General features: G+C 60.4%; 13 protein-coding genes. 7 read left to right on the top strand and 6 right to left on the bottom strand.

Annotated features, from left to right (window positions below; all coding sequences use genetic code 11):
- The first annotated feature begins 27 nt into the window (after window positions 1–27).
- On the top strand, window positions 28–810 hold the full coding sequence (locus IF189_RS22530; protein ID WP_134827959.1) for a PhzF family phenazine biosynthesis protein: 783 nt from the start codon (window positions 28–30) through the stop codon (window positions 808–810).
- 49 nt (window positions 811–859) lie between these two features.
- Here the strand turns inward: IF189_RS22530 and IF189_RS22525 are convergent, their stop codons facing one another.
- Both IF189_RS22525 and argF read right to left on the bottom strand, forming a co-directional pair.
- On the bottom strand, window positions 860–1,969 hold the full coding sequence (locus tag IF189_RS22525; RefSeq protein WP_114885218.1) for an ABC transporter ATP-binding protein: 1,110 nt from the start codon (window positions 1,967–1,969) through the stop codon (window positions 860–862).
- Window positions 1,966–2,886: an ornithine carbamoyltransferase gene (gene argF, locus IF189_RS22520; RefSeq protein ID WP_134827958.1), complete on the bottom strand. Its 921-nt coding sequence runs from the start codon at window positions 2,884–2,886 to the stop codon at window positions 1,966–1,968. The genes IF189_RS22525 and argF overlap by 4 nt, the downstream gene beginning before the upstream one ends.
- A 392-nt stretch (window positions 2,887–3,278) precedes the next feature.
- Between argF and IF189_RS22515 the strand changes: the two genes are divergently transcribed.
- From IF189_RS22515 to grxD, 3 genes are all read left to right on the top strand, one after another.
- Window positions 3,279–3,569 (top strand): hypothetical protein, encoded by a 291-nt coding sequence (locus IF189_RS22515; protein WP_065258633.1) that lies wholly within the window; start codon window positions 3,279–3,281, stop codon window positions 3,567–3,569.
- Between the two features lie 137 nt (window positions 3,570–3,706).
- Entirely contained in the window at window positions 3,707–5,812 is a 2,106-nt protein-coding gene (locus IF189_RS22510; protein ID WP_134827957.1) for a molybdopterin oxidoreductase family protein, read from the top strand.
- 97 nt (window positions 5,813–5,909) lie between these two features.
- On the top strand, window positions 5,910–6,251 hold the full coding sequence (gene grxD / locus IF189_RS22505; protein ID WP_039765841.1) for a Grx4 family monothiol glutaredoxin: 342 nt from the start codon (window positions 5,910–5,912) through the stop codon (window positions 6,249–6,251).
- Window positions 6,252–6,357: 106 nt separating this feature from the next.
- Here grxD and bfr read toward each other — a convergent pair whose 3' ends face one another.
- The gene (gene bfr, locus IF189_RS22500) at window positions 6,358–6,834 is read right to left on the bottom strand and encodes a bacterioferritin (RefSeq protein ID WP_011335740.1); all 477 of its coding nucleotides are present in this window, start codon (window positions 6,832–6,834) and stop codon (window positions 6,358–6,360) included.
- Between the two features lie 198 nt (window positions 6,835–7,032).
- On the bottom strand, window positions 7,033–7,251 hold the full coding sequence (locus IF189_RS22495) for a bacterioferritin-associated ferredoxin (RefSeq protein WP_003227725.1): 219 nt from the start codon (window positions 7,249–7,251) through the stop codon (window positions 7,033–7,035).
- 291 nt (window positions 7,252–7,542) lie between these two features.
- Here IF189_RS22495 and IF189_RS22490 point away from each other — a divergent pair, with 291 nt between their 5' ends.
- Complete coding sequence (locus tag IF189_RS22490) at window positions 7,543–8,145, top strand: peroxiredoxin (protein ID WP_007963972.1); 603 nt, start codon at window positions 7,543–7,545, stop codon at window positions 8,143–8,145.
- Window positions 8,146–8,220: 75 nt separating this feature from the next.
- Here IF189_RS22490 and rnt read toward each other — a convergent pair whose 3' ends face one another.
- Window positions 8,221–8,895: a ribonuclease T gene (gene rnt / locus IF189_RS22485; protein WP_085709496.1), complete on the bottom strand. Its 675-nt coding sequence runs from the start codon at window positions 8,893–8,895 to the stop codon at window positions 8,221–8,223.
- Window positions 8,892–9,938 (bottom strand): dihydroorotase, encoded by a 1,047-nt coding sequence (pyrC, locus tag IF189_RS22480; protein WP_134827956.1) that lies wholly within the window; start codon window positions 9,936–9,938, stop codon window positions 8,892–8,894. Before pyrC ends, rnt begins: the two co-directional genes overlap by 4 nt.
- A gap of 160 nt (window positions 9,939–10,098) precedes the next feature.
- Here pyrC and IF189_RS22475 point away from each other — a divergent pair, with 160 nt between their 5' ends.
- Window positions 10,099–11,007, top strand: coding sequence for a flagellar protein MotY (locus IF189_RS22475; protein ID WP_085699676.1), 909 nt, complete (start codon window positions 10,099–10,101; stop codon window positions 11,005–11,007).
- A 129-nt stretch (window positions 11,008–11,136) separates the two neighbouring features.
- Window positions 11,137–12,354 (top strand): argininosuccinate synthase, encoded by a 1,218-nt coding sequence (locus tag IF189_RS22470; RefSeq protein ID WP_007963976.1) that lies wholly within the window; start codon window positions 11,137–11,139, stop codon window positions 12,352–12,354.
- Window positions 12,355–12,361: the final 7 nt, after the last annotated feature.

Below are 12,361 nucleotides of genomic sequence, written 5' to 3'. Positions count from 1 at the left end.
TCTTTCGACTGACACAGGGAGAAGGTTATGCAGCTCGAGTTTCATCAGGTCGATGCATTCAGCGATCGGCCGTTCAGTGGCAACCCGGCGATGGTCTATCGGCTCGACGCCTGGCTCGCGGACGACTTGATGCAGAAGATCGCCGCCGAACACAACCTGGCGGAAACCGCATTTCTGGTGCGCGAAGGCCAGGCCTGGCACATCCGCTGGTTCACGCCGACCACCGAAGTGCCGTTGTGCGGTCACGCGACACTGGCCAGTGCCTATGTGTTGTACGAGATCTATAAGGAAAGCGCCGAGCGTCTTGATTTCATCTGCAAGTCCGGGCCGTTGAGTGTCAGCCGCGAAGGTGGCCGGTTGTGGCTGGATTTCCCGGCCATTGAAGCGGTGGAGAAAGGCGTTACCGTGGAGATCGAGCGGGCGTTGAATGTTCAGGCGGTGGATGTTCTGAGTTCCAACGAGCTGTTCGTGGTGCTGGAGTCGGAGCAGGCGGTGCTCGATTGCACGCCGGACATGGTCGCCCTGGCCAAGCTGCCTTGGCTCGGCGCCATCGTCACGGCCCGGGGCAATCAGCATGATTTCGTCTCGCGCTACTTCGCTCCGGCAATCGGCATCAATGAAGACCCGGTGACCGGCTCGACCCATTGCAGCCTGATTCCGTACTGGTCAAAACGTCTGGGCAAGTCGAGCCTGACCGCTTGCCAACGTTCGGCGCGTGGCGGGGAGCTGTTCTGTCGGCTGGAAGGCGAGCGGGTGAAGATCGGCGGGAATGCGACGCTCGTTGCGAGCGGCACCTTGATGCTGGGGTGAAGCCAAAAAATAAGGGAGCCATCGGGCTCCCTCATTGCTTTTGTACAGATCAGTGAGCCGTGCTGTACCGGCGAACACCGTTTTCCACCGCTGGAATTTGCGCAGCCGTGCTGCCGGACGCCTGGAACAGCACCAGATGTTCCGCCGCCACACGAATCCCGACATCCGCTCCGACCTGATGGTCAGCGTGGCTCGGGAAGATCGATTCCAGTTGCGCGCCGGTCGGCAGTTGCAGGCGATACAGGGTCGAAGCCCCGAGGAAGGTCTTGCCGACGATCCGTGCTTTCAACCCGCTGTCCGGGGCGTAAACAATGTCGTCCGGACGCAACAGCACATCCACCGCACCGCCGGTCGGCCAGGTGTAGGCGCGATTGCCGCGCAGTTCACCGAGTTCGGTGTGCACCGATTCCGGGCTGCCGAGCTGGCCGCGAATGAAGTAGCCCTGACCGATGAAACTGGCCACAAACGGCGTCGCCGGTTCGTGGTAGAGGTTGTACGGCGTATCCCACTGCTCCAGACGGCCTTCCTTGAATACGCCGACGTGATCGCTGACGGCGAAGGCTTCCTCCTGGTCGTGAGTCACCAGAATCGCGCTGGTGCCACGAGCCTTGAGGATGTCGCGCACTTCATGGCTGAGCTTGCGGCGCAGTTCGCCATCGAGGTTGGAGAACGGTTCGTCGAGCAGCAGCAGTTGCGGCTCCGGCGCCAGGGCGCGGGCGAGGGCGACACGTTGTTGCTGACCACCGGACAATTCGTGCGGGAAACGCTTGCCGAGGTTCTTCAGGTTGACCAGTTCCAGCAACTCTTCGACGACGCGCTCCTTGTTCGGGTGCTTGCGAATGCCGAAGGCGATGTTGTCCGCGACACTCAGGTGCGGGAACAGCGCATAGTCCTGGAACACCATGCCGATCCGGCGTTTTTCCGGGGCGAGGGTGAAACCGGCGCTGGAGATGGTTTCACCGCCGAGCTGGATTTCCCCTTCGTGGACCGGTTCGAAACCGGCGATGGCGCGCAGGGTGGTGGTCTTGCCGCAGCCCGAGGAGCCGAGCAGGCAACCGATGTCACCGGCGTTGAGGTGCAGATTGAGGTTCTGCACCACACGTTGATCTTGATAGCCGCAAGCGAGGTTGCGCAGGTTCAGCAGTAATTCATGACTCATGCGTGGTGATATGCCGGTTCGACGAGGAACTCGAGCAGGGCCTTCTGTGCGTGGAGACGGTTTTCTGCCTGATCCCAGGCGACGGAGCGCGGGTCATCGAGCAGGTCGAGGCTGATTTCCTCCCCGCGATGGGCGGGCAGGCAGTGCATGAATAACACGTCCTCGGCGGCCAGGTCGAGCAGGGCACGGTTGACCTGGAACGGCGCGAACAGCTTCAGGCGCTTGGCGGTTTCCTCTTCCTGGCCCATGGAGGTCCAGACGTCGGTGCTCACCAGATGCGCGCCGCGCACGGCGTCTTTCGGGTCGCGGACGATGGTCACGCGGTCACCGGCCCTGGCCACGAACTCGGGATTCGGCTCGTAGCCTTCCGGGCAGGCCACGCGCAACTGGAAGTCGAACTGGATCGCCGCTTCTATATAGCTGTTGCACATGTTGTTGCCGTCGCCGATCCACGCCACGGTCTTGCCCTGGATCGAGCCACGGTGTTCGAGGAAGGTCTGCATGTCGGCCAGCAACTGGCACGGGTGCAGGTCATCGGACAGGCCGTTGATCACCGGCACGCGGGAGTTGGCGGCGAATTCGGTCAGGGTGCTGTGGGCAAAGGTACGGATCATCACCGCATCGAGCATGCTCGACATGACGATGGCGCAGTCGCCGATGGGCTCGCCACGGCCCAGCTGGGTGTCGCGCGGCGAAAGGAAGATCGCCTGGCCACCGAGCTGGATCATGCCGGCCTCGAAGGAGATCCGGGTACGGGTCGAGGATTTCTCGAAGATCATCCCCAGGACGCGGTTTTTCAGAGGCTCGAACAGTACGCCGCGGTTACGCAGGTCCTTGAGCTCAACGCCTCGACGGATCACGCTGACCAGCTCTTCGGGCGTGCAATCCATCAGGGAGAGAAAGTGCCTTGCGCTCATCATTGACTACCTTTTTGCTACAAACCGCAGATGCTCAAAGCCTTGTTTACAGGAACAACGGGCGAGACCTGCGGCGTAAGCCGCACGGGGCGACGAAATAGGGGGAGGCGCGATATTGACACTAAATGTCGCGTTTTTCCAATAGGCTACGATTTTTGCGGATTGTGCGGAGGTGACGAGGTCACTCGAAGCGCCGGTTTTGAGCCGGATTCCAGACCTTTGTACACTGGCGCCGCCTGGCTTGGCAATCAGGCAGGGCGGGGATGGAGCAGGCCTGGTCGGTTTGCGACCGGTCGGCCATGGAATCGCTGGTCGGATGTCAGACCTGAAACATTTGCTAAAGCAAAGTGCTGGGTTATAAATAACTCACGAGCGACGCAGGAAGCCTCCGCATGGAATCGAAAGAAAAACTGTTAATGGAATTGCTGGGCCACACGGCACGCTCACTGACTCATCTGACCGCATCGGTCACCTCCTTGTCCTTCGAACTGCTGCGCAGTGAAGACGAAGTGGTCAAGACCGCCGGCCGCCACATGATCGATCGCATGGCGACCATCAGCACCGGACTCGACGAGCACTGGCGGCTGATCGGCGAACTCACCGGCGTGCACGTCGCCCATGAGCAGATTGAAACCATTCAGGAAATCCAGCTGGCCGCACCGCCCCAGTTGCCTTCCAACTGATCGCGATGAAGGGCTATCGGCTCGCCTGATGGTCGTCGATTCACAAGACGAACGTCGCTGGCGCCACGCTCGGTCACGCGCCATAGTTTTGTTCCCGCAGGCGTTATTGCCTGCCCAGAACAAGACAGAGACTGGCCATGACCAAGACTCTCCACCACCGTGCGTGCCACCTGTGCGAAGCCATCTGTGGCCTGAGCATCGAAACCACTGAAACCGACGGCCATGTGCAGATCACCTCGATCAAGGGTGATGCACTGGATACCTTCAGTCGCGGGCACATCTGCCCCAAGGCCGTGGCGCTGCAAGATATCCAGAACGATCCGGATCGCCTGCGCCAGCCCATGCGCCGGGTCGGCAGTGACTGGTTGCCGATCGAGTGGGAGGAGGCCTTTGAGCTGGTGGCTGAAAAGCTGTCGGCGATTCAGGCGCGTCATGGGCAGAACGCGGTCGCCGTGTATCAGGGCAATCCGAGCGTGCACAACTACGGGCTGATGACTCACAGCAATTACTTTCTGGGCCTGCTGAAAACCCGCAATCGCTATTCGGCAACTTCTGTCGACCAATTGCCCCATCACCTGACCAGCTACTTGATGTACGGCCACGGCTTGCTGCTGCCGATCCCGGATATCGATCACACCGATTTCATGCTGATCCTGGGCGGCAACCCGCTGGCGTCCAACGGCAGCATCATGACCGTACCGGATGTGGAAAAGCGCCTGAAGGCCATCCAGGCCCGGGGCGGCAAAGTGGTGGTGGTCGATCCTCGTCGCAGCGAGACGGCGGCGATGGCCGATCAGCACCTGTTCGTGCGTCCCGGTGGCGATGCTGCTTTGCTGTTTGGTGTGCTCAACACGCTATTCAGCGAAGGGCTGACGTCGGACAGCCATCTGCCGGTGGACGGTCTCGACGACGTGCGCGCAGCGGTGGCGGCGTTCACGGCCGAAGCCATGAGTCCGTTGTGCGCCGTTCCCGGCGAAAAGATCCGCCAACTGGCCCGGGACTTCGCCGCTGCACCAAGCGCCGTCTGCTACGGCCGGATGGGGGTTTCCACCCAGGCCTTCGGCACGCTGTGCCATTGGGTCGTGCAACTGATCAACCTGGTGACCGGCAATCTCGACCGGGTGGGCGGCGCTCTGTGCACCGAGCCGGCGGTGGATCTGGTGGCGTCCACCTCGGGCGGGCATTTCAACAAATGGCAAAGCCGTGTCTCGGGTCGCCCGGAGTACGGTGGTGAGCTGCCGGTATCAGCGCTGGCCGAAGAGATGCTCACCGAAGGCGAGGGCCAGATTCGCGCGTTGATCACCGTCGCCGGCAACCCGGTGCTGTCCACGCCCAACGGCCGGCAACTGGAACAGGCGCTGGACGGGCTGGAGTTCATGGTCAGCGTCGACCTGTACATCAACGAAACCACGCGCTACGCCGACTTGATCCTACCGTCCACCTCGGCGCTGGAGAACGATCACTACGACACCACCTTCAACCTGTTCGCGGTGCGCAACGTCACCCGTTTCAACCGGGCAATCCTCGCCAAGCCCGAAGGCGCGCTGCATGACTGGGAAATCTTCGTCGGCCTGGCCAAGGCTTTTGCGGCGAAGACCGACAGGGAACTGAAGCCGACGATGCCGCCGGCGAAGATGATCGACATGGGCCTGCGCATGGGTCGGTATGGCGACGCCTCCGAACACAAGCTGTCGCTGGCGACGCTGTTCGATCATCCGCACGGCGTCGATCTGGGAGCGTTGAAGCCCAATCTGGCACCGCGCTTGAAGACCGCCAACCAACGAGTCCAGGCAGCGCCACCGGAAATTCTTGCCGACCTGGCGCGTTTTTCTGCCTTGCAGGCGCCGGCTGATGGTGAACTGTTGATGATTGGACGTCGTCATGTGCGTAGCAACAACTCTTGGATGCACAACTATCATCGACTGGTGAAGGGCAAGCCGCGTCACCAGTTGTTGATGAACCCGGACGATCTCGCCAGTCGCGGGCTCACTGATGGTCAGCTTGTGCGCGTCAGCTCCCGGGTCGGGCAGATCGAGGTCGAGGTGCTCGGTAGTGCGGACATGATGCCGGGCGTGGTCAGCCTGCCCCACGGCTGGGGCCATGCCCGACCGGGTGTGCAGATGGCGATTGCCAGCGGCCAGCCAGGCTCCAGCGCCAACGATCTGACCGATGAATGCCAGCTCGACGAGTTGTCGGGCAATGCGGCGCTCAACGGCGTTCCGGTGACGGTGGCGGCGGCTTGAGCATGTCTGTCGGGGAGACCGAGCAGCGCGCTCGGGATTCCGTTACAATGCGCCACCGTGCCGACCCATGAGTCGGAAAGTTCAGCCGAGGTGCTCCATGGATATCATCGAAACGATTAAAGAGCAGATTGCCAACAACACCATTCTGCTTTACATGAAAGGCTCGCCGAATGCCCCGCAGTGTGGCTTCTCCGCGAAAGCTGCGCAGGCCGTCATGGGCTGTGGCGAGAAGTTCGCCTACGTCGACATCCTGCAGAACCCGGAAATCCGTGCCAACCTGCCGAAGTACGCCAACTGGCCGACTTTCCCGCAGCTGTGGGTAGCTGGTGAACTGGTCGGCGGCAGCGACATCATGGCTGAAATGTTCGCCAACGGTGAACTGCAGACTCTGGTCAAGGAAGCATCCGCCAAGGCTGCTGCGGCCAAGTCCGAAGCCTGATCGGTTTCAGCCCGGATTTAGGCGAGTCTGAAGTCCGGGCAATAAAAAGCCCCGCCTCTCGAAAGAGGGCGGGGCTTTTTAATGTCTCAAGTTCAGCGCTTGCTGATTACTCGTCTTCGCCCATCTGCGATTGCAGATAGTTCTCGAGACCGACTTTATCGATCAGGCCCAGTTGGGTTTCCAGCCAGTCGATGTGTTCTTCTTCGGATTCGAGAATGTCTTCAAGCAGTTCGCGGCTGCCGAAGTCGCCAACCGATTCGCAGTGAGCGATGGCGGCCTTCAGATCGGCGTGGCCGGTCTTCTCGATACGCAGGTCGCACTCCAGCATTTCCTTGGTGTGCTCGCCGATGTGCAGCTTGCCCAGGTCCTGCACGTTCGGCAGGCCTTCGAGGAACAGGATGCGCTTGATCAGCTTGTCCGCGTGCTTCATCTCGTCGATGGATTCGTGGTACTCGTGCTTGCCCAGCTTGTTCAGGCCCCAATCTTCATACATGCGCGCATGCAGGAAGTACTGATTGATCGCGACCAGCTCATTGGCAAGGATCTTGTTGAGATGCTGGATGACTGTTACGTCGCCTTTCATGATGGGAGTCCTGCCCTAAGTAGCGGTATATAAGGCGGAGTTTGAGCTTGGTATTTATAAGTGTCAAACCTAAGTTATTGAATAATATATGAAAATTAATCGGAATAAGAATGTTTGTGTTCCGCGTCTAGTCGCTAAGCAATTGATTTTCAGGCATAAAAAACCGGACATTAGTCCGGTTCTTCGAATTGGGTGCAATTACGCTGCAGTAAATTCTACAGGGTAGGGGATCGCGGCCTGGGCGGTTTGCAGCTTGGTCAGGGTTTCGCGTACCACTTCCTTCGCGAGGCAGGCACATTTGCCGCATTGACTGGCTACGCCGGTGGCCTGACGGACTTCTTTATAGCTGCAGCAACCTTCATAGATCGCTTCGCGGATCTGTCCGTCGGTGACGCCAGTGCAGAGGCAAACATACATAAGTGAGAACCGTCGCTGGTTGTGGCTCAATTGCGATGGATCTTAATGTTAACGAGAATGATTGTCAAAGTGCTTTCCCAACGGTTTTCATCGCCAACGGCTGTGACTGACGAACGGTGGTGCATGGCTGAATGCCATCCGGGATTTCGCGAAAAACCTTTGAGGACAGTCGAAAAACGCAGTGTATGATGGTCGGCCCTTGCGAAGGGGGTTCGTGTCACAGGGCTGTCGCCTGAGGGTGACAGGCTGGCGCGGACCCTGAACTTCAAGTTTCTACACCAGGAGATATCAATGAGCGTACTCGTAGGCAAACAAGCCCCTGACTTCACCGTCCCGGCCGTACTCGGCAATGGCGAGATCGTTGACAGCTTCACCCTGTCCTCGGCCATCAAAGGCAAATACGGCCTGGTGTTCTTCTACCCGCTGGACTTCACCTTCGTCTGCCCGTCCGAGCTGATCGCTCTGGACAACCGCATGGCTGACTTCAAGGCGCGCAACGTAGAAGTGGTCGCTGTGTCGATCGACTCGCACTTCACCCACAACGCGTGGCGCAACACCCCGGTCAACAATGGCGGCATCGGCCAGGTGAAATACACCATGGCTGCCGACATGAAGCACGAAATCGCCAAGGCCTACGACGTTGAATCCGAAGGCGGCGTGGCTTTCCGTGGCGCGTTCCTGATCGACGACAAAGGCGTTGTCCGCTCGCAGATCATCAACGACCTGCCGCTGGGCCGTAACATGGAAGAGCTGATCCGTCTGGTCGACGCTCTGCAATTCCACGAAGAGCACGGCGAAGTCTGCCCTGCCAACTGGAAAAAAGGCGACAAAGGCATGAACGCTTCGCCGGAAGGCGTTGCGGCTTACCTGACCGAGAACGCTGCTGCCCTGTAAGGCTCAACGTCGAGGTACAAAAAAAACCGGCCCATGTGGCCGGTTTTTTTATGCTCGGTAGAAAACCGACGACCATCAGTCGTCGAAGTCTTCCCAGCCGCCCATCTGTTTCCAGCGGTTGACGATGCCGCAGAACAGCTCGGCGGTCTTCTCGGTGTCGTAACGCGCGGAGTGCGCTTCACGGCCATCGAAATCGATGTCGGCTGCCTGGCAGGCCTTGGCCAGTACGGTCTGACCGTACGCCAGGCCGGCGAGGGTCGCGGTGTCGAAGCTGGAGAACGGGTGGAACGGGTTGCGCTTCATGTCCAGCCGCGCGACGGCGGCGTTGAGGAAGCCCAGGTCGAAGCTGCTGTTGTGGCCGACCAGGATCGCCCGCTTGCAACCGTTGGCCTTCAAGGCCTTGCGCACGCCACGGAAGATGTCGGTCAGGGCCGTTTCTTCACTGACCGCCATGCGCAACGGGTGATCGAGCTTGATCCCGGTGAACTCCAGCGCGGCCGCTTCGATGTTGGCGCCTTCGAACGGCTCGACACGGAAGAAGTAGGTGTGATCCGGGTAGACGAAACCCTTTTCATCCATGGCGATGGTGGTCGCGGCAATCTCCAGCAACGCGTCGGTGGCCGAGTTGAAGCCACCGGTCTCTACGTCGACGACAACCGGCAGGTAGCCGCGAAAGCGCGCTGCCATCGGATGGCGCGAACCGCCGCCACCTTGACCGTCCAGTTCGTCGTCGAAATGGTCTTCACTCACGCGTGTTCCTCCAGCAGGCGCCAGCGCAGTTTTTCACCGGCGCGCAGCGGGATAACGTTCAGCTCGCCGAAGGGCAGGCTGGTCGGGGCGGTCCATTCTTCACGAACCAGGGTGATACGGTCGGTGTTGGCCGGCAGACCGTAGAAGCGCGGGCCGTTGAGGCTGGCGAACCCTTCGAGCTTGTCCAGCGCATTGCGCTGCTCGAAGGCTTCGGCATACAGCTCGATGGCAGCGTACGCGGTGTAGCAGCCGGCGCAGCCGCAGGCAGCTTCCTTGGCGTGCTGGGCGTGCGGTGCCGAGTCGGTGCCGAGGAAGAACTTCGCGCTGCCGCTGGTGGCCGCGTCGAGCAGAGCTTCCTGATGCGTATTACGCTTGAGGATCGGCAGGCAGTAGAAATGCGGCCGGATCCCGCCCACCAGCATGTGGTTGCGGTTGTACAGCAGGTGATGCGCGGTGATGGTCGCGCCGACGTTGGCCGAAGCCTCGTTGACGAACTGCACGGCATCGCCGGTGGTGATGTGTTCGAACACGACCTTGAGGGTCGGGAAACGCTCGACCACGCGGCGCATGTGCTCATCGATGAAGATTTTTTCGCGGTCGAACACGTCGACGTCGCCACGGGTGACTTCACCGTGGATCAACAGCGGCATGCCGACTTCGGCCATGGCTTCCAGCGCCGGGAAGATCTTGTCGATGCTGGTGACCCCGGAATCGGAGTTGGTGGTGGCGCCGGCCGGGTACAACTTGGCCGCGTGGACAAAACCGCTGGCCTTGGCTTCACGGATTTCTTCGGGCTGGGTACGGTCGGTGAGGTACAGCACCATCAACGGCTCGAAACGACTGCCGGCCGGGCGGGCAGCGAGAATCCGCTGGCGATAGCCGTCGGCTTCAGCGGCGTTGCGCACCGGAGGTACCAGGTTAGGCATGATGATGGCGCGACCAAAGGTGCGCGCAACATCTGCAACGGTATTGGTCAACACGGCACCATCGCGAAGATGAATGTGCCAGTCGTCGGGACGCAGCAGGGTCAGGCGGTCGGACATGAGGGGATTCCAGGCGGGTCAAACTGAGGCGAATGCTACCGGAAAAGACTCTTGCAGGCACTCGCTATCAAGTTTTGCGACGAGCGTCCGATATCCCATAGGTATGCCGTAAACATGTATGTATCGGTCTTTTTTGTTGTAGAAGCCAATGGAGCCTCCCGTGCGCCAGCGTTATTTAGCCTTGCTCAGTGTGTTTGCCAGTCTTCCCGCGATGGCACTGACCTACCAGACCCGTCTGGAGAACATTGAGTGGACGGTCGAAGGCGACAAGTTCGAATGCCGCCTGACGCAGCCGATCACCGATTTCGGCTCGGGCCAGTTCGTGCGCAAGGCCGGCGAGCAGGCGATCTTTCGCCTGAATGCCTACAACGCGATGCTGGGCGGTGGTTCGGCAACCTTGCTGGCGGCGGCAGCGCCCTGGCAGCCGGGACGCAATGACATCAACCTGGGCAGCGTCAGGATCGGCACCGGCAACGTGCTGTTCAACAGTTCGCAATCGCAGGCCGGCGGGCTGATCAGCGGTTTGCTGGAAGGTCGCAGCCCGGTGGTGCGCCGTGCCTCCGGTGATGGACGGGTCTCCGAAGTGCGTCTGCTGCCGGTCAAGTTCAGCAAGGCGTTCAATGACTATCAGACCTGCGTGGCGAAACTGCTCCCGCAGAATTTCGATCAGGTCAAAAATTCGCAAGTTGGATTTCCGGGCGAAGGCACCGATCTGGACGCCGCCGCGAAAGCCAAACTGCAAGTAATGCTCGAGTTCATGAAGGCCGATCCGACGGTCAATCACATTGAACTCGATGGCTATTCCGACAACAGCGGCAATCGCCTGACCAATCGTGAGTTGTCGCGCCGTCGTGCGCTGGCGGTGGTCGATTTCTTCAAGGCCAACGGCATCGCCGAATCGCAGATCACCGTGCGTTTCCACGGCGAGCAATACCCGCTGGTACCGAACACCAACGCCGCCAACCGGGCGAAAAACCGGCGAGTCAGCGTGAAGCTGGCCCGGGTGGCACCGGTCACTGCTCCAGCGCCTCAAGCCAGTACGCCTGCCAACGCTGCGGCGACTTCCTGACCTGTCGGTCATCGTCGCGCTCTCGACAGATTCTGTCGCTTTGTCGTCTTAAGCTGTCGCGCCTCTGTAAATTATCGCGTTTGAGCGGTAGACTCCTCGGCTTTCCGTAGAACCCCGTGGAGTGATGGCATGGCGGACGTAAACAAGGTCGTTCTGGCGTATTCCGGCGGCCTGGACACTTCGGTGATCCTCAAGTGGCTGCAGGATACTTATAACTGTGAAGTCGTGACCTTCACCGCTGACCTGGGTCAGGGCGAAGAGGTCGAGCCGGCTCGCGCCAAGGCGCAGGCCATGGGCGTCAAAGAAATCTACATCGACGACCTGCGCGAAGAATTCGTGCGTGACTTCGTGTTCCCGATGTTCCGCGCCAACACCGTTTACGAAGGCGAGTACCTGCTGGGTACTTCCATCGCGCGTCCGCTGATCGCCAAGCGTCTGATCGAAATCGCCAACGAAACCGGCGCCGACGCCATTTCCCACGGCGCGACCGGCAAGGGCAACGACCAGGTACGTTTCGAACTGGGTGCCTACGCGCTCAAGCCAGGCGTGAAAGTGATCGCCCCTTGGCGCGAGTGGGACCTGCTGTCCCGCGAGAAGCTGATGGATTACGCCGAGAAGCACGCGATCCCGATCGAGCGTCACGGCAAGAAGAAATCCCCGTACTCGATGGACGCCAACCTGCTGCACATCTCCTATGAAGGCGGCGTGCTGGAAGACACCTGGACCGAGCACGAGGAAGACATGTGGCGCTGGACCGTCTCCCCGGAGAAGGCTCCCGACACCCCGCAGTACCTGGAGCTGACCTACCGCAACGGCGACATCGTCGCGCTGGACGGCGTCGAAATGACCCCGGCCACCGTACTGGCGACCCTCAACAAGATCGGTGGTCAACACGGTATCGGTCGTCTCGACATCGTTGAGAACCGTTATGTTGGCATGAAGTCCCGTGGCTGCTACGAAACCCCGGGCGGCACCATCATGCTGCGTGCTCACCGCGCCATTGAATCGATCACCCTGGACCGCGAAGTCGCTCACCTGAAAGACGAGCTGATGCCGAAGTATGCCAGCCTGATCTACACCGGCTACTGGTGGAGCCCTGAGCGTCTGATGCTGCAACAGATGATCGACGCCTCCCAGGTCAACGTGAACGGCGTCGTGCGCCTGAAACTGTACAAGGGCAACGTGATCGTGACCGGCCGCAAGTCCGACGACTCGCTGTTCGACGCCAACATCGCGACCTTCGAAGAAGACGGCGGCGCTTACAACCAGGCCGACGCGGCGGGCTTCATCAAGCTCAACGCGCTGCGCATGCGTATTGCTGCCAACAAGGGCCGCAAGCTGTTCTGAGCCCCTC

Origin of the sequence: Pseudomonas sp. IzPS59 (assembly GCF_014863505.1) — a bacterium.
Lineage (GTDB): Bacteria > Pseudomonadota > Gammaproteobacteria > Pseudomonadales > Pseudomonadaceae > Aquipseudomonas > Aquipseudomonas kribbensis.
This window is presented reverse-complemented; position numbering and strand designations above follow the sequence as displayed.